Genomic DNA, 18,901 nt, shown 5'->3' on the forward strand with positions numbered 1-18,901 from the left:
AACGTAAACGAACAATCTTCTCATGCTGAACGAACGAATCCGCCTCCGCGAAACGACCATCCTGTCCGACAACTGGTACGTGCTGCGCAAGGTCACCTTTGATTTTTTGCGCAAAAACGGCAACTGGGAAACGCAGTCGCGCGAGGCCTACGACCGGGGCAACGGGGCCACCATCCTGCTGCACAATCCGGCGGCCGACACGGTGGTGCTCACCCGGCAGTTTCGCCTGCCCACCTTCCTCAACGGCAACCCCACCGGCCTGCTCATCGAAACCTGCGCCGGCCTGCTCGACGACGAGCACCCCGACGTGGCCATCGTGCGCGAAACCGAGGAGGAAACCGGCTACCGCCTCACCGCCGTGGAGAAGGTGATGGAGGCCTACATGAGCCCCGGCTCGGTCACGGAGCGCCTGTTTTTCTACCTGGCTGAATACTCGGCCAGCACCGAGCGGCTGGCGGGGGGCGGCATAGAGGAAGAAGAAATTGAGGTGCTGGAAATCACCTTGCCGCAGGCGCTGGGCATGGTGGCGACGGGCGAAATTCAGGACGGCAAGACCATTATGCTGCTGCAACATCTGCGGCTGCGGCAGCTGGGCGGCTAGGAACGTCGGCAGGAGAAGGATGACGCTGGGTTATCGAAAAGGGGCGGCGGCCGTAGAAGCCGAAAACCTCACGCCTTTTCACTTTCGCTATGACTCGCATTCTTCTCCTGCTGCTCGCGCTGGCGAGTGGCCTTTCATCTGCCGCGCTGGCCCAGAGCCTGCCGGCCCGGCCCGAGCCCTTCACCTTTGTTACTGACCAGGCCGGCCTGCTTAGCCCCGCCGACGCCCAAAAGCTCGAAAGCGGCCTGCGCCGCTACGCCGACCAGAACGGCCCCCAGGTGGTGGTGGTGACCGTGCCCAGCCTCGGCGGGCGCACGGTGGCCGACTACGCCCGCGCCCTCGGCAATGAGTGGCAGGTGGGCCAGCGCGGCAAAAACAACGGCGTAGTGGTGCTGCTCAGCGGGCAGGAGCGCAAGGTGAGCATCCAGGCCGGCTCGGGGCTGCAAAGCGCCATCACGCCCGCCGTCACCGACCGCATCATCAACCAGCAGATGCTGCCCAGCTTTAAGCAGGGCAACTACTTTGCCGGCCTGCGCGCCGGCCTCAATACCCTGCTGCTAGCGGCTAACCCGGCCTCCGACCCGCGCCGCAATGCGCCGGCCGGCACCCCGGTGCCCGGCGGCGGCTCCGACAACTTCCCCGCCCTGGGCGGGGGGGATGCGGCTTCTACGGCGGCCACGCCCAGCGCCACCGAAGCCCCCACTACTCCGGCCGAAACTGATTATTCGGCCCCCGCCGCCGAGCCAGCGCCCTCGGGCGGCCTGGGCATCGGTACCATTCTCATCGGGGTGCTGGTGATTGGTGGCATCGGGTTTCTGCTGCTGAAGATGTTCCGCCGTAACTCGGGCGGCAGCGCGACTGGCGGCACCCCGGGCAGCAGCGGCCCCGATTTCTACGGCAACCAGCCGAACCGTAACGCCGGGGGCAACTACAACAATGGCCCCGGCTACCAGCCGGGCAGCAGCGGCCCCGGCATCGGTGGCATCCTGGCTACGGGGGCAGCGGCGGCGGCCGGCGCTTACCTGGGCAACCGCATGGCTTCGGGGAATGATTCGAACAGCCTCGGTCACAACTACGACAGCAGCAGCGGCGCAGGCCTCGGCACTGGGATGGGCGCGGGCGCGGCGGCCGGCAGCGCCGGGGCCGACACTGGCCCCGACTACTTCTCGGATACCGATGCCGGCTCTTCGTCCTCGGCCGATTACTTCTCCGACGACAACAGCAGCAGCGGCAGCGACTTCTCGTCGGATGACATGGGCGGCGGGGGCTTCGACGGTGGCGACGACAACAGCGGCTCGTGGTAGCCGGTGGTAGCAGCAATTGCCATTCTTGCCGTATACTGCCCTTATGATTCCGCTTATCACCCAAACGCCCCGGCTGATGCTCATTGCCGCCAGCCGGGCCCTGCTCACCGCCGAGCTGCACAAACCCCAATACTTCCCGGTGCTGCTGGGCGCCGCCCTGCCCAGCGAGTGGCCCACCGGCCACTACACCCAGGAAGCCATGCACCACCAGCTGGAACAGCTCACGGCGGGCGGCCGCGATGCCGCCGGTTGGCACGGCTGGTACGCCCTGCGCAAAGCCGAGGGCGACACGCCCCGCACCCTGGTGGGCAGCGGCGGCTTCCTGAGCCCCCCTGACCAGGCGGGTACAGCCGAAATCAACTTCTCCATCGCCCCCGAGTGGCGCGGCCAGGGCCTCGGTGCCGAGCTGGTGGCTGGCCTCGTGCAGCAGGCCGAAGCCACCGGCATGGTGCGCCGGCTGGTGGCGCATCCCGAAACCGAGAACCTGGCGGCGCAGCAGGCGCTGCGCCTCAATGGCTTTGAGCCGGTAGGGGAGGGAGGCGAGGGGCGCCGGCAGTTTGCGCGGGCGGTGGAGCCGGCGGCTGCGCCGGTGCCGTAGCCTCGCTTCCGGTTCCGCTCACCCCACCCCCCGACCCCCTCCCCTCCGGGAGAGGGGGAGCCTGACGATTCTTGGCCGCGCATAACCGGCTCCCCCTCTCCCGGAGGGGAGGGGGCGGGGGGTGGGGTTACGGCCCCACCGGCTGCTGCAGCAGCCACTGCACCGCCTCCGCCTCAATCTCAAACGAGCGGTACGTCAGCGGCAGGCCCTGCACGTGCGTGGTGACGTAGGCCGTGGCCAGCCGCACCAGCACATCGGGCGACACCAGGACGGCCCCGTGGCGGTAGCCGCCGACGTGCACGGCTTCGGGCAGCCACTCGTGGGCCACCCAGCGCTGCTCCTCGGCGGTGAAGGGCGGCATGCCTACCTGCGAGATGAGGATGCGGCTCCAGCCGTGGCGCAGCAGCGCGTGCTGCATGTGGGTGAAGAAGCCCTGGGTGTCGGCCAGGGTGCGCGGGCCGGGGCCCCACACCGCCCGCAGAAAGCCGGCGGCATCGAGCAGCAGGCGGCCCGCATTGTTTTGAAAGTATAGCCGGGGAGGCAGGGAAGCGCGCATGCGGAAAAAGACAGCCGGGCGGCCATAACCGCCAAACCCGGCCGGAAGTTGGGGCAGGATGGGCCGCTAGGGGCGCCCGGGCTGCTGCTGCAGCCACTGCAGGGCCTCGGCTTCCGTCTCGAAGGAGCGGTACACCAGCGGCAGGCCCTGCACGTTGGTGGTCACGTAGGCGGTGGCCAGGCGCACCATCACGTTAGGCGACACGAGGAGGGCGCCGAAGCGGTAGCCACCCTCGCGCACCATGCGCGGCAGCCAGCTCTGCGTCACCCACTGCTGCTCGGCGGGGGTGAAGGGCGTCATGTCGCGCTGGTTGCCCAGGGCGCGGGCCCAGCGGTTGCGCTGCATGGCCAGCAGCATGTGCTCGCAAAAGTCCTGCAGTTCCGGCAGTGTGCGCGCCCGCGTGCTCCAGTTGATGCGCAGAAAGCCGGCGGGGTCTTCCAGCAATTGCCCGGCATTGTTCTCGAAATAGGGCGGGGGCAGTCGGTCCGTTGTCATTCAACGGACAAAATTAGCAGCCCGCTTATGTAGTTGGCGTGAACAATAGCCTACCTGCCAGCTACCACGCCCTGTGCGTTCGTCTTCAGCCGGCACAGAAAGGCGCCCGAGGCAATGTAGAGCGTCCGGCCGTCGTCGCCCCAGGCGCAGTTGGCGATGACTTCGCCCGTATCGATGCTACCCAGCAGCTTGCCGGCGGGCGAGATGACGGAAATGCCCCCGAAGCCGGTGGCCCACACGTTGCCGGCGCGGTCTACCTTGAGGCCGTCGGGCTGCTCTTTGAAGCGGCGGGACAGGGTGGTCATATCGAAGAATACCCGGCCCTTGCCGAGCTGGCCGCTGGGCTTCACCTCGTAGGCCCAGATGCGGGGCCGGAGCGAGTCCGACTCGCTGACGTAGAGCGTGCGGCCGTCGGCGGTGGCGGCCAGGCCGTTGGGGCGCGAGAGGTCGCTGAGCTCGCGGGTCACTACCCCTTTGGGGTCGAGGCGGTACACGCCGGCCACGGCGATGTCGCGCTGGGGGTCGCGTTCCTGCTGGGGCAGGCCGTAGGGCGGGTCGGTGAAGTAGAGGGAGCCGTTGGGGTGGGGCAGCAGGTCGTTGGGGCTGTTGTAGCGGCGGCCCTCGAAGTTGTCGGTCACGGTCATTTTGCCCGACTTGCCGGCCAGCGGCAGGCGGGCCAGGCGGCGGTCGCCGTGCTCGCAGAGGAGCAGGTTGCCGCGGCCGTCGAGCGCCAGGCCGTTGCTGCCGGGCTCCTCGCTGTAGGGCAGGCGGCCGGTGTAGCCGCTCTTCTCCAGGAATTTGCTCAGGCCGCGGGTTTCCGTCCAGCGGTAGAGGGTCTGGGTTTTGGTATCGTTGAAGAGCAGCATGCTGCTGTCGGGCACCCACAGGGGGCCTTCGAGGTGGCCGAGGCCGGCGGCCAGCACCTCAATCTGGGCATTGGCGGGCACCAGCTGGGTGAAGGCCGGCGAATGCCAGGTGAGGTGCCCGATGTGCGTAGAGCGGGAGCCCTGGGCACTGGCCACGAGGGTGGTGCCGAGTAGAAACGGTAGTAGAAAGCGCATGAGAACAGGACGGCAGGAAGGGAGCTAGCCTGCGTTTACCCGGCCCGGAGCGCGAAGGTTGCGCGGCCGGGCTGGGGGCCGGGGCACCAACCCTGCGCCGAACCCGGCCGTTAGATTAAGCCATTCTACCCTTCCGACGCATGAAAAGACTCGCCCTGCTCGCCGTGCTACTACTGGCCGCCGCCGTGACCCTACACGCCCAAACCACTCCCCGAAGCCTGGAGCCAGTGGCCGACTTCGGCCGGCACCAGCCCATCGGCGTGGCCGTGTCGAAGCAGGGCCGCACCTTCGTTACCTTCCCTAAGAAAAAGAAGGACTACGACTTCGGCCTCGTGGAACTGGTGAATGGCCAGCGCGTGCCCTACCCCAGTGCCGCGTGGAACCAGTGGGACTCCCTGCAGGCCCCCAACCGCTTCGTGAACGTGCAGGCCGCCGTCATCGACGCCAACGACGACCTGTGGGTGCTCGACCCTGCCAACCCCGACGACGAGGCGCCCCTCATCGCGGGTATTAAGCTGCTGAAGATTAACCTCAGCACCAATAAAGTGGAGCGCACCTACCGCTTCGAAGACCTGCCCCGCGAGCGCACGGGCCTCAACGACGTGCGCGTGGACCCCGGCCGGCAGGTGGCCTACCTCTCCGACCCCAAGCTGGCCGCCCTGGTGGTGCTCGACCTGCGCACGGGCAAGAGCCGCCTCGTGCTGCAGGGCCATAAATCGACCACCACCGCGCCCGGCTTCGTGCTGCGCATCGACGGCCAGGAGGTGAAGGACAAGTTGGGCAAGGCCTTTAGCAGCAACGTCAACGGCATCGCCCTCAGCCCCGACCTGACGTACCTCTACTACCGCGCCATCAACCAGACCAAGCTTTATCGCATCCCGACGGAAGCGCTGCGCAACGCCGCCCTCAAGCCGGCCGAAGTGGCGGCCCGGGTGGAGGAAGTAGGCGAAACCGGCGTCTCGCACGGCATGATTGCCGACCGGGCCGGCAACGTGTACCTCTCCGACTCGCCGGCCCAGGCCATCCGCTACGTCACGCCCGCCGGCAGCCTCGAAACCCTGGTGCGCGACGGCCGCTTGAGCTGGCCCGACACCTTCGCCGTGGGGCCGGATGGCTACCTCTACGTCACCTGCTCGCAGATAAACCGCACGCCGAAGTGGAACAGCGGGGTGGACAAAGTGCAGTACCCGTTCCGCTTGTATCGGGTGAAGCTGCCGTAAGGAGCCACAGCCTCCAAAGGCGTTAGGTTTTTTTATGGTGGGTGTTCGGTATTGGGTATTAGGTGTTCGGTGTTGGGTGTTCGGTATTGGGTGTTCGGTGTTGGGGAAAGTGGAAAATCAAACGTTGAAGACCGCTCTCCGAACACCCAATACCGAACACCCAATACCGAACACCCAATACCCAATACCGAACACCCAATACCGAACACCCACCACCCACCACCCACCACCCACCACCCACCATAAAAAACCTAACGCCTTTGGAGGCTAGGACCTCAGCCGTACCTTCGCCCCCATGCCCACCTACAGCCCACCCTTCCACCAGGTCCCCATTCTCGAAACCGAGCGGCTGCGCCTGCGCTCGTACCAGTCGGCCGACTTTCCCGCCTACCTGGCCATGATGGACGACCCGGCCGTGTACCGCTACCTCACCCCCGGCCCGCCCAGCGAGGAGGAGTCCTACACGCGGATACTGCGCATGGTGGGGCACTGGGCCCTGCGCGGCTTCGGCTTTTGGGCGGTTGAGGAAAAGGCCAGCGGCCAGTTCATCGGCGTGTTGGGCTTTATCGAAGTCATGCGCCAGATTGAGCCCTCGCTCAAGGGGTACCCCGAGATTGGCTGGGTGCTGGCCGCCCCCGCCCACGGCAAGGGCTACGCCACCGAAGGCGTGACGGCCGCCCTGGCCTGGGCCGACGCCCACTTCGGCCCGACGCGCATGGTGTGCCTCATGGACCCCGAGAACGTGGCCTCGCGCCGCGTGGCCGAGAAATTTGGCTTCCGGGAGTTTGCCCGCACCACCTACCACGGCGAGCCCGCGCTGCTATTGGAGCGCCTGCCAGGGGGCGATGATGCGCCGCCAGTCGGTAAGTAATGCATAAAAGACTGTGTAAGCCACCCTTGCCATACGGCCGGGGCAGTCAGCTGCGCCCTCTGTGCCGGGGCTGCTAGCCATACAGGTTGCTCTTCCCCGCCATACAGTTTGCCCTTCCCCGCCGTATGGATTGGCCTTCCCCGCCATACAGATTGCCCTTCCCTGCCATACAGATTGCCCTTCCCTGCCATACAGATTGCCCTTCCCTGCCATACAGATTGCCCTTCCCTGCCATACAGTTTGCCCTTCCCTGCCATACAGTTTGCCCAATCTTGCCATACAGTTTGCCCAATCTTACCATACAGTTTGCCCTTCCCCGCCATACAGTTTGCCCAATCTTGCCATACAGTTTGCCCTTCCTCGCCATACAATTTACCTATTCTGGCCCTACTGGCATAAGCTGAAAGACGGCTTCCGGTGCGGCTACTGCGGTGTTTCGGCCATCTGCAGGGGGGCGGTAGGCTGCTCCACATTGAAGCTCTTGGGAAAAGCCAGGAAGTGCGTCACCCGCGGCGCCGTCGGGCCCGTGTGGAAGCGCCGCACCTCCGCCTCCACCGCCTGGTCTTCGCGGGTGAAACGGTGGTGCTGGCGCTCGTGCTCGCCCCAGGTAGCCACGTAGAAGAGCTCCGTGATGCAGGTGGGGCAGTTCACGTCGGTGAATACGCCGGCGCGCAGGGCCCCGTCGCGCAGGCGCAGGCGGGTGAGCCGCTCGGCTGCCAGGCGGAAGGCGGGCTGGTCGGCCAGCGGCACCTGGTACTCAATCATCACCACCACGGGGCCGTCGTCGGGGTCGATGGGGCCATCGGGCCGCAGGGCGGGGTCGCTCCAGCTTTCGCCGGGGGCCAGGTCGAGGTTTTCGGCCTGCCGCATGGGGAAGGGCAGGGCCAGCGCCAGCGAGGCCAGCACCCAGCCGGCGGCGATGAGCAGCGCCGTTTGCACCGACAGCCGGTCGGCCAACTCGCCCCACACGATGCTGCCCAGCGACATACCCGCTTGAAACACCAGCATGTACACGCTCACCACCCGGGCCTGCACCCACTTGGGCACGTGCAGCTGCACAGTGGTGCTGAAGCTGGTCATAGTCATCAGCCAGGCCATGCCCGAGAGGAACATCACCGGGAACAGCCAGTACTCCACCCGCACCAGCGCCAGGCATAAGTTGGTGCCAATGAACACCGAGGAGCCAATCAGCACCCGCTGGTTGAAGCTCAGCCGGTGCCCCGCCCGCCCCATCAGGAAGGCCCCCGTGACGGCCCCCGCCCCCAGCCACGACAGCATCACGCCATACGTGCCCGAGCTTAGGTGCAGCTGCCGGGCCACCACCACGCTCAGCAAGGCCCACATAGCGCTGGCCCCGAATGAAAAAGCAAAGCACCGCACCAGCACCGCGTAGATGGCCGGCGAGTACTGCACGTAGCGCAGCCCCGCCCGCAAGGCCCCGCCAAAGTGCTCGGCCGGCCCATTGAGCATGGTGGGCGGCCGCTGCCAGCGGTACACCACGATGAAGGTGCCCACGAATGATACCCCGTTGAGCATAAACACCCAGCCCGGCGAATAGTAGGCAATAATGAGCCCACCCAGCGCCGGCCCGATGGCGCGGGCAATGTTGTTGCTCACCCCATTGAGGGTGATGGCAAAAGGCAGCACCGGCCGCGGTACCAGCTCCGTCGTCACCGTTTGCCAGATGGGCCCATTCACCGCCGCCCCCATGCCCAGCAGGAAGGTAAAGCCCAGCACCTCAAAGGCCGAAATGTGCCCAAATAGCGTGAAAGCCCCCAGACTCAGTGCCACCACCGCCATAAAGCTCTGCGTGGCCAGCAGCAGTCGCCGCCGGTCGATGAGGTCGCCAATGGCCCCGGAGGGCAAACTCAGGAGAAAAGCCGGCATAGAGGTGGCCGTCTGCATGAGCGCCACCAGCAGGGCCGAGGTGGTGAGCGTGGTCACGAGCCACACGCCGGCCACGTTCTGCATCCAGGTACCCACGTTGCTCACCAGCGAGGCCAGCCAGATGGCCTGAAAGAGCTTATAGGTGAAGGGGGTAAACAGCGAAGGCGGCTGGCCGGGAGTAGGAAGCGAAGCAGTAGAAGTCATGCAAGAAAGCTGTACGCAGCCCGGCGGCCCCAGGGTGCGGCCGTACCTTCGGCCCATGCCCGACTGGTTCGACCTCCGCTACCTGCTGGCTGGCACCGCCCGCCAGCAGCAGGCCCACGCCACGCTGCACTCCCTCAACCTGCCCGGGGCCCTCCTTGATTTCGACCCCGTGCTGGCCGGCACCATCCCACTCAACATCGACGTGCCCGGCAGCGACCTCGACCTCATCTGCGAAGTGCCCGCCGGGGCCGCCCCGCAGTTCCGGCAGCGCCTGCGGGACCACTACGGCACGCTGCCCGGCTTCACGCTCACCGAGGGCATCGTCAATGGCATCGCCAGCACCGCCTGCAACTTCCGTCGCCCCGACTTTGAGCTGGAGATATTCGGCCAGCCCCGCCCCGTGCGCCAGCAGCATGCCTACCGGCATATGGTAGTAGAGGCGCGGGTGCTGGCGCTGGGCGGCGTGCTTTGGCAGCAGGCCGTGCGCCGCCTGAAGGCGCAGGGCATGAAGACGGAGCCCGCCTTCGCCCAGCTGCTGGGGCTGACGGGCGACCCGTATGCGGCGCTGCTGACGCTGGAGGAGTGGAGCGACGCGGCACTCCAGGCGCTGCTAGAACGAAGTGGTAGTACGAATTCCCCGCAGGGGTTCGTACTACCACTCTGACGCCTGCGCAGTCTTATTCAACGACAAAGTGGTAGTACGAACCCCTGCGGGGAATTCGTACTACCACTGCCTGACGCATGGTTACTCCGGCAGCTCGCTAATGCTCGTCGGCTCAACGCGCGGTGCCGCATTCATAGCATGCCGCCGGGCCGCTGACGACTCATAAGCCTTGAGGCGCACGCGGTTGATGGAACCCAGCGGCCGATGCTCCGGCAGGCAGTGGAAGGGGTTGAACGACAGCACGTCGTCGGAGAAGACGCGGCGGGCGTGGCTGTACGCGTCCTGAGCCGGGATGACGATGCGGCCCAGCGCCTGGTAAGGGCTCTGGTCCTGCGGCCAGTCGATGGCGGCATCTTCCACGGGCATCTTTTCGAGGTCGGTGCAGAGCTGGGCGCGCAGCTCGTACTCAGCACCCTGCGTGCGGAAGAACTCCACCACCATATCGCGGTAAGCGCCGGGCTCCGACACATCAACCTCTTTACCCGCAATAGCTTTCAGATTGTCCGACAGCGGCGCTATGCCCACTTTGGCCACGTAGTCGCCGAAGCGCAGGGCGCCGAGCGTGGTGTAAGTTTCGCCCAGAATGTGGCGGTTGGGGTGCGGGTGCACTACCATCTTCACCTCCTTCTTCGGCCCGCCCAGTTCTTCGATGATTTCCAGAGCCTTATCGGCCAGCACCCCGGCTTCGTTGATGGCCGTCTGCACAATTTTGGGGGCCTTGGCCAGCTTCTCGATGCGCAGCTGCAGGTCGTGGTAGGTTTTCACGTCGCCGGTCGGGATGATGGTATCGTTCACCATCAGGAAGTCCTGCGTCACGGCGTCGGCCTCGGCATCCAGAAACTTGCGGCCATCCACGCCGATGACTTTCAGCGCAAAACCCTTCACGTTGGCCGTGCTGTCGGGCTCAATGGAGCCGGGCGAAGTAGAAAGGCGAATGATGACCGGAAACGGCCCGGCCTGCTTGAACATGCCCTGGCGCAGGTGCTCCGGCAGGTCGGGGCGCAGGTGCAGCTCGCCGCGCAGGATGCCGTGGCTCTTGGCGTGGGCGTCGCGCACGGCATGGCGGTACTTCTCGAAGAAGAACTGATTGAGCCGCGCCATCGACTCCACCGTCTCGTTGGCTAGCTGTTCTTCGTTAGGTTGAATTTGTTCGACGCCGCTGTCGTAGCGCACGTAAGCAGTAGGGTTATCGGCCATGCAAGCTGAGTAGTAAGAGAGTGATAGAAAAAGAATGGCTTTTTCTACGACAGTCTTTCGCCGTGGTTAGGCTGAGCTTGGGGCCGCGAGTTACTTCAGCTGCTTCAGATACTCCGGCATCGGCAGCGCCGCACTAGCCACGGCCTGCCCCGACAGGTGCACGATGAGGGCCCGGCACCGGCTGCCGGCCGCCTGGCCGTCGGTTTCGAAGGCCACGCCGCGCTTCACGTCGTCGTACAGGTAGCGCGGGCCGGCCGTGAGCTGGTACGTGGCAGCCAGCGGCAACTGGCCGTAAGCGGCCTGAATTTCGGCCAGCAGGCTGCCTACACCCAGGCTGTTCGGCAGCCGGAACTCCCGCGAAGTAGTGCGTACCAACTGCACGGTATGGTGGTCAACATCATTGTTTCGCGGGGCCGTGTACACGTCGAGCTGCGTACGGGCGCTGTCGCGGCCGTACCAGGTGGCCCAGGCTTTTTGCATGGCCGCATCGCCGAAGGAAGGCTTGCCCAGCGGCGCCAGGGCGGTGCCGGCATCGGCCCCCAGGCGCAGCCGGGCCAGGCTGCGGCCGGGCTCTACCCAGAAGGGGGCCGCGCTATCGGCGGCAACAGGCGCCGGGCCAGCCGTGGCGGGCGGAACGGCGGCATCCACGGCCACCGGCGGCAGGGGCGCCACCTGGGCGGTAGTGGTGTCGGACGACTGCGACTGGCAGGCCGCCAGGACCAGCAGCGGCAGAGCAACGAACAGGGAGCGCATGAGGCTGAAGCAAAATAAGGTCGGGCTTCCTACGCTGGGCGGCTGCCGGCTGTTGTCGGGCCAATTATCCTTGAGCTGGCGAAGGTATAAAAAAGGCGCCGGTGAGCTCACCGGCGCCTTTGCAAAATATCAGAGTAAGCGCGGCTTACATGCCAGCGGGCAGCATGGTCACCAGCACGGGCGACTTCTGGCCACCTTTCACTTTCACGTTCCAGTCGCCGAGGCCAGCGTAGGCAAACTTCAGGTTCACGTTGGCGGCTTCAGCGGCGGGCAGCGTCACGCTGAAGATGCCGTCTTCGTTGGTTACCACCATGGCGCTGAGCTTGCCGGTGGGGATAACGCTGGTGCCGGGCAGGGGCAGGCCGTTCTGACCCAGCACGATGCCGGTGAAGGTGTAAAACTTGGGAGCTACGGGACGGGCGTCTACCGTCTTCAGGGTCTTGGGAGCGGCTACCTTGGCTTTGGCCGTCGTTTTCACCGACGATACGGTTTTCATTTTAGCTACCGGGCCTTTGGCCGGCGTGCGAGCGGCGCTGGCCGAGGTGGCGAGGGCAAACAGGCAGGCGAAGAGCAGCGAGGCGAGAGTAAAGAAGCGCATGGCGAAAAGCAGTGAAGAGTTGAACCAGGAAGCGCGGCTAACCTGCTGCGCTGTTTGATGATTCAAAATTATACTGCCCCGTACCCCCATTGCTGGGCTTCTGGCTAAGCGCAACCATTCGGCCCCGCGAACGGCGGCTTTTCGTGGCTGAATGAAAGGCCCACCCGGCGAACGGTGGAAATTTTTAGCCCAATGACAGACAAGCCGCGTTCAAGCGCTGTTATAGCGCCTCAATTCACTTAAAAACCGCTTCCCAATGGAATCACTGCAAGGAAAAGTCGCCCTCGTCACGGGCGCCGGCAAAGGCATCGGCCGCGCCGTGGCCGTAGCCCTGGCCCACGAAGGCGTGCACGTAGGCCTGCTGGCCCGCACCGAAACCCAGCTGCAGGAGCTGGCCGCCGAGCTACAGGCCCTGGGCGTAAAAACCGCCGTGGCCGCCGCCGACGTGGCCGATATCAACGCCGTGAACGCGGCCGTGGCCAGCATCACCGGGCAGCTCGGCCCCATCGACATCCTCATTAATAACGCCGGCATCGGCAGCTTCGCCAAGTTTCTGGAGATGGAGCCCAGCGACTGGGAGCAGATTATCCGGGTGAACCTGCTGGGCGTGTACTACGTGACCCGCGCCGCCCTGCCCGCCATGATTGAGCGCCAGACCGGCGACATTATCAACATTTCATCCTCGGCCGGGCTGCGGGCCGCCGCCGGCAGCAGCGCCTACAGCGCCTCCAAGTTCGGCCTCATGGGCCTCACCGAGTCCTTGATGCAGGAGGTGCGCAAGCACAACATCCGCGTGTCGGCCCTCACGCCCAGTACGGTAGCCACGGACCTGGCCATCGGCAACAAGCTCACCGACGGCAACCCCGACAAAGTGATGCAGCCCGAAGACCTCGCCGAGTTCATCGTGGCCCAGCTCAAGCTCAACCGCCGCATCTTTATTAAGGATGCTGGCATGTGGAGCACCAACCCGTAAGGGTTTCTGGTTTCTGGCTGCTCGTTTCTGGTTGTCTTTAATAACCAGAAACGAGCAACCAGAAACTATCCCTCATACCGTTGCTGTCGGTAAATCTTGCCATCGAACAGCTCGAACACCAGGCAGACCTGGGCCGAAAGCTGGCGGTTGGGGCCGAAGCCGGGCACGGGAAAGCTGGCCTCGCCCTGCCACTGGGCTTCTACTACTACGGTGTCGTTCGAGCAGGTGTGCAGGTGCTGCAGGTCGAAGCTTTGGGTGGTGAGGCGGGTGCTGCGCGCCAGCAGGGCGGGGTGCTCGTGGCTGGGGGCTTCGGGGTGCAGCAGTTCGGCGTAGGCGGCCGGGTCGGGATTGCAGGTTTCGAGCAGCGTGAGGTACTGGCGGACGAGGGCGGCGGGTTCGGTCATAGCTGGCAACGTAGAGGCGTGGAATGCGTGCGCAAGATACGAATAAGCTATTTTGATTGGCTAATTTTTTTAGTTTATTTCGGGTAAAATAATTAGCCGGCCGCCTTTCGGGCCGCCACTGGCCGGGCCCGGCGCTTACTCCACCACGATGCCATACTTGCTCAGCAGGCTGGGCAGGCCGTGGAGGGCGAAACGGGCGCCGCTCAACTCGTTGCTCTCGGGGTCGAGGCCGAAATCGGTGGCGGTGGTGAAGTCGGCGCCTTTCAGGATGGTGTAGTGAAAGGTGGCGTGGGGCAACTGACAGCTTTGAAAGACAGACTCGCTGAGGTCGGCGTTGGTGAAATCGGCTTCGGGCAGGGTGCAGTGGGCGAAGCGGGTGCCGGGCATCTTCTTGCCCGCGAAGGAGGTGTAGCCGAGCTGGCAGTGGTCGAAATGCACGCCGAAGAGCATGTCGCGGCAGGACGAAAACTGCACGCCGAGCAGCTTGCAGTCGGCAAAGGCCACGTTCTGCATACCTGTGCCGCTCACGGTGGCCGAGGCCAGGTTGCAGCGCTCAAAGAGGCAGTCGGTGAAGCGCAGATGGTTCAGGGCCGCGCCGCTGAATTCGCAGTTGATGAAGTGGAACTGCTCGAACTCGTCGCCGTGGGCCAGAAGCTGGTTGATGGTCCAGCCGGTCACGATGTTTTCGTCGGGGAAACGGTCGGGTTTACGGGCGGCGGTGGGCTTGCGGCGGGGCTTCATTATAAACAGCAAGTAAGAACACAAAAGAACGTCATCTTACAGCCAGCAAAGCCGGGCTTTTGTTCGGAATCCAATGAATAAACTAGCCGCAAAGCGGCGACACGTTGGTAGTCTGACCGGGAACGCAATAAACCAGAGCCGCAAAGCGGCGGCACTGACTACCGAGTGGTAGTGCCGCCGCTTTGCGGCTCTATTCTACTAGCCAATTAATAGCTACCAACGTGTCGTCGCTTTGCGGCTGGCCAATGTAGTAATAGGCGGGGCGACTTCTTACAGTTTCGTCACCCTTTTTGTCTGCTGGAAATCTTCCCCTCTTAATCGCACCACGTACAGCCCGGCGCCCAGCGCCGCCGAGCGGCGGCTGAGCTCCTGCTGCACTTCGGGCAGCAGGCCGTGCAGGTGTAGCAGCTTCTGGCCCTGGGCCGACATCACGTCCACCGTGAGATGGCCCTCGGCCAGCGTGGGGGCCACGTCGATGGTGAACTCGGTGGTGGCGGGGTTGGGGTAGACTGACCAGCCGGCCGGCTTGGCGGCGGGCGCGGTGGCGGTGATGATGTTCGAGAATTTCAGGCCGATGGCCACCGGGTCGTGGTCGGAGGAGCGGAAGGGGCTGAGGGTGTCGGTGGCGGCGCCGGCCAGGTCGTACTCCAGGTATTCGGGCTCCACGGCGTTGATGTTCCACTTGTGGATTTCGACGGCATTGGCCAGGTTGGGCGTCACCACGGCGTGGTCGAGCGAGCCGCTGAGGCTGTTATACACATACGAGATGCTGCTGGCGGGCGCGGGCGTGAGCAGGCCGGCGGCGCGCAGCACGTCCATGGGGTCTTCCTCGTAGTTGGCGTTGTAGTCGCCCACGCTGATGATGTTGGCGGTGCCGGCGGGGCGCACGGTGTTGTCGAAAAACTGCACCAGGGCCTGGGCCTGCTGAGTGCGGCGCAGGTTGCTGGGGCCCTGGCCGTCGCCCTGGTCACCGTTGGCGCCGGAGCCGCTGGCTTTCGACTTGAAGTGATTCACGACGAAGGCAAACTGCTGGCCGGCGGGCGTGCTGAACACCTGCGCCACCGGCGAGCGCTCGAACACCGACGAGGTGCTGAGCAGCACCCCGCCCACCGGCGTGAGGGCGGCCGGCTTATAGATGATGGCGCAGCGAATGAGGTCCGAGGTGTTGGCCTGGCGGGTCGCGCCGTCGTCGATGAGGGCGTAGGTGCCGGGGGCGGTGGCGGCGTTGAGGCCGGCCAGCAAATCCTGGATGGCCGAGCTGGGGCCAGTGCCGTCGTTTTCGATTTCCATCAGCCCGGCCGCGTCGGGGTTGAGCTGGGTGATGGCGGCGATGACTTTCTGGCGCTGGCGGCGGAAGTCGGCCAGCGTGGCGGCCCCGCGCGAGGTGGGGAAGCCGCCGCCCTGGCCGTTGCCGTTGAAGTAGTTGAGCACGTTGAAGCTGGCCAGCGTCACATCGTGGGGGCCGAAGCTGGGTACGGCGGGGCGCGGCGAGCGCACCTGCGGGGCGTCGGCGCCGGGCAGGGGCTGGATGAAGTACTTATTGGTCTTGTAGCTCAGGATGCCGCGCAGGGCCGCCACGGTGCCGCCCACGCGGGCGGTGTTGCTCACGGGGTCGAGGTAGGGGATGGGCACCTGGTTGGTGCCGGCGCGGCCGTCGTCGAGGGTGATGACCTTGGTGGCGTTGTCGGCGGCGTAGGCCGTGACGGCGGCCACGTTGGTGCTGCCGGTGCTGCTGGTGCCGGTGGCGGGGCTGTCGTTGGGGTCGATAACCTGGGTGGGCTGGTAGAGCATGCCGCGGGCACTCAGTACCAGGCTGCCCTGGCTTTTGATGCCCCCCGCATCGGCCACCGTGAGCGGGGCCGCAAACTCCACGCGCATGCCTTCATACTGCTCGATGGCGAGGTTGGAAAACGTGGCGTTGTCCAGCACCGCGAAGGCCGGCAGGGCCGCGCCGCTGCCGAGCGTCGTAATAGCCGGCGAGCTCAGCACGGCCTGCCCGAAGGAGGGCGTGCCCGTGCGCTCCGATACCGCGCCCGTGATGCGCAGCCGGTCGCCGATGCTGACCGTGGCGTTGGGCTGCACCACAAACAGGGCGTCGGAGGTGGCGGGGTTGCCGTCGGCGGTGGCGGCGTCGTTCTGCACGTAGAAGCCGGCCGGGCTCAGAAACGGATACACGCCCGTGACGACGGCCTCGACGGTGTAGGTGCCGCTGGTGGCCGTGGCCCCGCTGCCCTGGATGGTGCCGATGGGCGTGATGGTCTGGGCCAGGGCGGGGGCCGCCAGCAAGGCCAGCGCCGGCAACAACAGGGAGGAGAGAAAACGCATCAAGGGCAGCGACAGGGCTAGGGTTGGAAAGCAGGGCGACAAAGCTACCGCCGGGGCGGTAGTAGTCGGCCGTGGCCCCCTAACCGTTGCACGGCCCCGAAGGTGCCCCGCCGAAAAACTAAACCTAAGCACGGCCTTTGGCGTTGCTTAGCGCCGGCTGCTCGCCGGGCGCCCCGTTTCCGACTGCCTTCGCGCTGCATGCCTGCCACCCACCGCACCGTTTACTTTGAGAATGCCGCCGGCCGCATCTGGACCGAGCCCGCCGGCTACCTGCGCCTCGACTACCACGCCGGCCGCCGCCAGGAAACCGACTTTCGGGCCCTGCTCACCCACCTGCGCCAGGCCATGAGCCGCCACGGCGGGGGCCGCGTGCTCATCAACCAGCGCCAGATGGCCGGCTTCAGCCCCGCCGAGGAGCGCTGGATGATAGGCGAGTGGCTGCCCCGCGCCGTGCAGGACAATGGCTACCGCTCCGGGGCCGTGCTCGTGGCCGACGATGTCTTTGCCCGCCTCGCCATGAGCAACGTGGCGATGGCTACCCACCACCTGGGGCACGAGTACCGCAACTTTTCGGACGAAGGGGAGGCGGTGGCGTGGCTGCTGGCGTAGAAATAACGAAGTGGTAGTACGAATTCCCCGCAGGGGTTCGTACTACCACTCTGTCGCCTGGGTTATTTTAACAACGACGAAGTGGTAGTACGAACTGCTACGCGGAATTCGTACTACCACTCCCGCCCGCCGCTCATGCTACCCCCGCGTGAGCGCCGCCCAGGCTTCGGCCTCGCTGCCCACGAAGCGCACGCGCCCCTGCCGGTTGCTTTCGCGCATGAAGTCCTGCAGGGCCTTGCTTTCATAGCCCGCGAAGTCGCCCACGATGGCCAGGCGCATATCGTAGTTCGAGAACTTTTGGAGTACCTCGCCCGCCAGGCCCGTGCGCAGGTCGAAGAACTCGGGCGCCAGCTGGGCGGCTTGCAGCACCACGCCGCGGGCGCCCTGGTAGCCGGCATTGACCAGCAAATCCAGCGCGTCCTGCGGGGTGCGGATGGCCACGCCGGCGGCGGGCAGGGCGGCCAGGGTGTGGTGGTTGACGTCGGAGAGGATGAAGTTCATGGGGGTGGGTCGTGTTGAGTATTACTCCTGCCCCGCCAGCAAGTCCTCAAACGTCTGCCGGCGCCGGATGAGGCGCATCGCGCCGTCTTCCAGCAGCACCTCGGCCGGGCGGGGGCGCGAGTTGAACGAGCTGCTCATCTCGAAGCCGTAGGCGCCGGCGTTGTGGAAGGCCAGCAGGTCGCCCTCGCGCACCTCGGGCAGCAGCCGGTCCCAGGCGAAGGTATCGGTCTCGCAGATGTTGCCCACCACGGTATAGATGCGCTCGGGGCCGTGGGGGTTGGTGAGGTTCGAGATGTGGTGATACGAGTCGTAGAACATGGGCCGGATGAGGTGGTTGAAGCCCGAATCGACGCCGGCGAAGACCGTGGCGGTAGTCTGCTTAATCACGGCCACGCGCACCAGCAGCCAGCCGCTCTCGCTCACGATGTACTTGCCGGGCTCGAACCAGCACTCCAGCGGCCGGCCGTACTCGGCCTCAAACTCCCGGAAGGCGGCGGCCACCTGCTGGCCCAGGGTGGTCACGTCCGTCTCGGGGTCGCCGGGCTTGTAGGGCACCTTGAAGCCCGAGCCCAGGTCGAGAAACTCCAAATCGGGGAAGCGGCGGGCGGCGTCGAAGAGCACGTCGAGCACCCGCAGGAACACGCCCACGTCCTTAATCTCGGAGCCGGTGTGCATGTGCAGGCCGCGCACGTGCAGGCCCGTGCTCTTGATGACGCGCTCCAGGTGTCGCATCTGGTGGATGCTGATGCCGAACTTCGAGTCGATGTGCCCGGTCGAGATTTTGTAGTTGCCGCCGGCCTCGATGTGCGGGTTCAGGCGCACGCACACCGGGTAGCTGCCCCCGAAGGTGGCCCCAAAGCGCTCCAGCAGCGAGATGTTGTCGATGTTGAGCGTCACGCCCAGGTCTTTGGCCGCCACCAGCTCCTCGAAGGTCACGCTGTTGGGGGTGAAGATGATGCTGTCGGCCGCGAAGCCGGCGTGCAGGCCCAGCTTCACCTCGTTCAGGCTCACGCAGTCGAGCCCGGCGCCCTGGGCTTGCAGCAGGCGCAGCACGCTCACGTTGCTCAGCGCCTTGCAGGCATAAAAAAACCGGGTCTTATGCCCGGCAAATGCAGTGGTTAGCTTGTGGTACTGGCCGACGATGGTGGCGGCGTCGTACACGTAGAGGGGGGTGCCGAACTCTTCGGCGGCAGCGAGCAGGGAAGCGGGGATAACAGCCATAGGAGGCAAAGATAGGGCGCAGGGCAGGGTGTGAAAGAACGACAAACTCCCCTCCTTGGAAAGGAGGGGATGTTTCAGCGCAGCTGAAACGGGGGTGGTTGGCCCGGTCGCGCCGTCA

20 protein-coding genes are annotated in these 18,901 nt (G+C 65.5%); 8 read left to right on the top strand and 12 right to left on the bottom strand.

Annotation, left to right across the window (positions count from 1 at the left end; genetic code table 11):
- Positions 1-22: 22 nt before the first annotated feature.
- The 3 genes from Q5H93_RS01900 to Q5H93_RS01910 all read left to right on the top strand — a co-directional run bounded on the left by Q5H93_RS01900 (position 23) and on the right by Q5H93_RS01910 (position 2,503).
- Positions 23-601, top strand: a complete 579-nt coding sequence (locus tag Q5H93_RS01900; protein ID WP_305004782.1) for an NUDIX domain-containing protein — start codon at positions 23-25, stop codon at positions 599-601.
- Positions 602-690: 89 nt separating this feature from the next.
- Complete coding sequence (locus Q5H93_RS01905; RefSeq protein WP_305004783.1) at positions 691-1,905, top strand: TPM domain-containing protein; 1,215 nt, start codon at positions 691-693, stop codon at positions 1,903-1,905.
- A gap of 43 nt (positions 1,906-1,948) precedes the next feature.
- On the top strand, positions 1,949-2,503 hold the full coding sequence (locus Q5H93_RS01910) for a GNAT family N-acetyltransferase (protein ID WP_305004784.1): 555 nt from the start codon (positions 1,949-1,951) through the stop codon (positions 2,501-2,503).
- A 127-nt stretch (positions 2,504-2,630) separates the two neighbouring features.
- On the opposite strand, the gene Q5H93_RS01915 is transcribed toward Q5H93_RS01910, so the two are convergent.
- The 3 genes from Q5H93_RS01915 to Q5H93_RS01925 all read right to left on the bottom strand — a co-directional run bounded on the left by Q5H93_RS01915 (position 2,631) and on the right by Q5H93_RS01925 (position 4,615).
- On the bottom strand, positions 2,631-3,059 hold the full coding sequence (locus Q5H93_RS01915) for a hypothetical protein (protein WP_305004785.1): 429 nt from the start codon (positions 3,057-3,059) through the stop codon (positions 2,631-2,633).
- Between the two features lie 66 nt (positions 3,060-3,125).
- A complete protein-coding gene (locus Q5H93_RS01920) occupies positions 3,126-3,554 on the bottom strand; it encodes a hypothetical protein (RefSeq protein WP_305004786.1) in 429 nt (142 codons plus the stop codon).
- 50 nt (positions 3,555-3,604) lie between these two features.
- Positions 3,605-4,615, bottom strand: a complete 1,011-nt coding sequence (locus tag Q5H93_RS01925) for an SMP-30/gluconolactonase/LRE family protein (protein ID WP_305004787.1) — start codon at positions 4,613-4,615, stop codon at positions 3,605-3,607.
- A 140-nt stretch (positions 4,616-4,755) separates the two neighbouring features.
- Here Q5H93_RS01925 and Q5H93_RS01930 point away from each other — a divergent pair, with 140 nt between their 5' ends.
- Positions 4,756-5,835, top strand: coding sequence for an SMP-30/gluconolactonase/LRE family protein (locus Q5H93_RS01930; RefSeq protein ID WP_305004788.1), 1,080 nt, complete (start codon positions 4,756-4,758; stop codon positions 5,833-5,835).
- A 295-nt stretch (positions 5,836-6,130) separates the two neighbouring features.
- Complete coding sequence (locus Q5H93_RS01935) at positions 6,131-6,706, top strand: GNAT family N-acetyltransferase (protein ID WP_305004789.1); 576 nt, start codon at positions 6,131-6,133, stop codon at positions 6,704-6,706.
- A 423-nt stretch (positions 6,707-7,129) separates the two neighbouring features.
- Here the strand turns inward: Q5H93_RS01935 and Q5H93_RS01940 are convergent, their stop codons facing one another.
- A complete protein-coding gene (locus tag Q5H93_RS01940) occupies positions 7,130-8,797 on the bottom strand; it encodes an MFS transporter (RefSeq protein WP_305004790.1) in 1,668 nt (555 codons plus the stop codon).
- Positions 8,798-8,852: 55 nt separating this feature from the next.
- Between Q5H93_RS01940 and Q5H93_RS01945 the strand changes: the two genes are divergently transcribed.
- Positions 8,853-9,461, top strand: coding sequence for a DUF4269 domain-containing protein (locus tag Q5H93_RS01945; protein ID WP_305004791.1), 609 nt, complete (start codon positions 8,853-8,855; stop codon positions 9,459-9,461).
- An 81-nt stretch (positions 9,462-9,542) separates the two neighbouring features.
- Here the strand turns inward: Q5H93_RS01945 and Q5H93_RS01950 are convergent, their stop codons facing one another.
- The 3 genes from Q5H93_RS01950 to Q5H93_RS01960 all read right to left on the bottom strand — a co-directional run bounded on the left by Q5H93_RS01950 (position 9,543) and on the right by Q5H93_RS01960 (position 12,009).
- On the bottom strand, positions 9,543-10,658 hold the full coding sequence (locus Q5H93_RS01950) for a catalase family protein (protein WP_305004792.1): 1,116 nt from the start codon (positions 10,656-10,658) through the stop codon (positions 9,543-9,545).
- A 90-nt stretch (positions 10,659-10,748) separates the two neighbouring features.
- Positions 10,749-11,411 (bottom strand): hypothetical protein, encoded by a 663-nt coding sequence (locus Q5H93_RS01955; protein WP_305004793.1) that lies wholly within the window; start codon positions 11,409-11,411, stop codon positions 10,749-10,751.
- Between the two features lie 145 nt (positions 11,412-11,556).
- Positions 11,557-12,009 carry a hypothetical protein gene (locus tag Q5H93_RS01960; RefSeq protein ID WP_305004794.1) on the bottom strand — a complete coding sequence of 151 codons (453 nt, stop codon included), beginning with the start codon at positions 12,007-12,009 and terminating at the stop codon, positions 11,557-11,559.
- Between the two features lie 256 nt (positions 12,010-12,265).
- On the opposite strand from Q5H93_RS01960, the gene Q5H93_RS01965 reads away from it, so the two are divergent.
- A complete protein-coding gene (locus Q5H93_RS01965; protein WP_305004795.1) occupies positions 12,266-12,982 on the top strand; it encodes a 3-ketoacyl-ACP reductase in 717 nt (238 codons plus the stop codon).
- A gap of 65 nt (positions 12,983-13,047) precedes the next feature.
- On the opposite strand, the gene Q5H93_RS01970 is transcribed toward Q5H93_RS01965, so the two are convergent.
- From Q5H93_RS01970 to Q5H93_RS01980, 3 genes are all read right to left on the bottom strand, one after another.
- On the bottom strand, positions 13,048-13,386 hold the full coding sequence (locus Q5H93_RS01970) for a nuclear transport factor 2 family protein (RefSeq protein ID WP_305004796.1): 339 nt from the start codon (positions 13,384-13,386) through the stop codon (positions 13,048-13,050).
- 135 nt (positions 13,387-13,521) lie between these two features.
- Positions 13,522-14,127, bottom strand: coding sequence for a pentapeptide repeat-containing protein (locus tag Q5H93_RS01975; protein WP_305004797.1), 606 nt, complete (start codon positions 14,125-14,127; stop codon positions 13,522-13,524).
- Between the two features lie 270 nt (positions 14,128-14,397).
- Positions 14,398-16,452: an ExeM/NucH family extracellular endonuclease gene (locus Q5H93_RS01980; RefSeq protein WP_305004798.1), complete on the bottom strand. Its 2,055-nt coding sequence runs from the start codon at positions 16,450-16,452 to the stop codon at positions 14,398-14,400.
- A 198-nt stretch (positions 16,453-16,650) separates the two neighbouring features.
- On the opposite strand from Q5H93_RS01980, the gene Q5H93_RS01985 reads away from it, so the two are divergent.
- Complete coding sequence (locus Q5H93_RS01985; protein WP_305004799.1) at positions 16,651-17,061, top strand: SpoIIAA family protein; 411 nt, start codon at positions 16,651-16,653, stop codon at positions 17,059-17,061.
- Positions 17,062-17,199: 138 nt separating this feature from the next.
- Here Q5H93_RS01985 and Q5H93_RS01990 read toward each other — a convergent pair whose 3' ends face one another.
- Together Q5H93_RS01990 and lysA are read right to left on the bottom strand one after the other, a co-directional pair.
- Entirely contained in the window at positions 17,200-17,562 is a 363-nt protein-coding gene (locus Q5H93_RS01990) for a DUF4180 domain-containing protein (protein ID WP_305004800.1), read from the bottom strand.
- A 21-nt stretch (positions 17,563-17,583) separates the two neighbouring features.
- Positions 17,584-18,783 carry a diaminopimelate decarboxylase gene (lysA, locus tag Q5H93_RS01995; RefSeq protein ID WP_305004801.1) on the bottom strand — a complete coding sequence of 400 codons (1,200 nt, stop codon included), beginning with the start codon at positions 18,781-18,783 and terminating at the stop codon, positions 17,584-17,586.
- Between the last annotated feature and the right edge of the window lie 118 nt (positions 18,784-18,901).

It is taken from the genome of Hymenobacter aranciens (genome assembly GCF_030580865.1).
Lineage (GTDB): Bacteria > Bacteroidota > Bacteroidia > Cytophagales > Hymenobacteraceae > Hymenobacter > Hymenobacter aranciens.

Bases quoted from the DNA above. Each gene is read 5' to 3' on its own strand.
- Q5H93_RS01900 (WP_305004782.1), top strand. From the start codon at position 23: ATGCTGAACGAACGAATCCGCCTCCGCGAAACGACCATCCTGTCCGAC.
- Q5H93_RS01905 (WP_305004783.1), top strand. From the start codon at position 691: ATGACTCGCATTCTTCTCCTGCTGCTCGCGCTGGCGAGTGGCCTTTCA.
- Q5H93_RS01910 (WP_305004784.1), top strand. From the start codon at position 1,949: ATGATTCCGCTTATCACCCAAACGCCCCGGCTGATGCTCATTGCCGCC.
- Q5H93_RS01915 (WP_305004785.1), bottom strand. From the start codon at position 3,059: ATGCGCGCTTCCCTGCCTCCCCGGCTATACTTTCAAAACAATGCGGGC.
- Q5H93_RS01920 (WP_305004786.1), bottom strand. From the start codon at position 3,554: ATGACAACGGACCGACTGCCCCCGCCCTATTTCGAGAACAATGCCGGG.
- Q5H93_RS01925 (WP_305004787.1), bottom strand. From the start codon at position 4,615: ATGCGCTTTCTACTACCGTTTCTACTCGGCACCACCCTCGTGGCCAGT.
- Q5H93_RS01930 (WP_305004788.1), top strand. From the start codon at position 4,756: ATGAAAAGACTCGCCCTGCTCGCCGTGCTACTACTGGCCGCCGCCGTG.
- Q5H93_RS01935 (WP_305004789.1), top strand. From the start codon at position 6,131: ATGCCCACCTACAGCCCACCCTTCCACCAGGTCCCCATTCTCGAAACC.
- Q5H93_RS01940 (WP_305004790.1), bottom strand. From the start codon at position 8,797: ATGACTTCTACTGCTTCGCTTCCTACTCCCGGCCAGCCGCCTTCGCTG.
- Q5H93_RS01945 (WP_305004791.1), top strand. From the start codon at position 8,853: ATGCCCGACTGGTTCGACCTCCGCTACCTGCTGGCTGGCACCGCCCGC.
- Q5H93_RS01950 (WP_305004792.1), bottom strand. From the start codon at position 10,658: ATGGCCGATAACCCTACTGCTTACGTGCGCTACGACAGCGGCGTCGAA.
- Q5H93_RS01955 (WP_305004793.1), bottom strand. From the start codon at position 11,411: ATGCGCTCCCTGTTCGTTGCTCTGCCGCTGCTGGTCCTGGCGGCCTGC.
- Q5H93_RS01960 (WP_305004794.1), bottom strand. From the start codon at position 12,009: ATGCGCTTCTTTACTCTCGCCTCGCTGCTCTTCGCCTGCCTGTTTGCC.
- Q5H93_RS01965 (WP_305004795.1), top strand. From the start codon at position 12,266: ATGGAATCACTGCAAGGAAAAGTCGCCCTCGTCACGGGCGCCGGCAAA.
- Q5H93_RS01970 (WP_305004796.1), bottom strand. From the start codon at position 13,386: ATGACCGAACCCGCCGCCCTCGTCCGCCAGTACCTCACGCTGCTCGAA.
- Q5H93_RS01975 (WP_305004797.1), bottom strand. From the start codon at position 14,127: ATGAAGCCCCGCCGCAAGCCCACCGCCGCCCGTAAACCCGACCGTTTC.
- Q5H93_RS01980 (WP_305004798.1), bottom strand. From the start codon at position 16,452: ATGCGTTTTCTCTCCTCCCTGTTGTTGCCGGCGCTGGCCTTGCTGGCG.
- Q5H93_RS01985 (WP_305004799.1), top strand. From the start codon at position 16,651: ATGCCTGCCACCCACCGCACCGTTTACTTTGAGAATGCCGCCGGCCGC.
- Q5H93_RS01990 (WP_305004800.1), bottom strand. From the start codon at position 17,562: ATGAACTTCATCCTCTCCGACGTCAACCACCACACCCTGGCCGCCCTG.
- lysA (WP_305004801.1), bottom strand. From the start codon at position 18,783: ATGGCTGTTATCCCCGCTTCCCTGCTCGCTGCCGCCGAAGAGTTCGGC.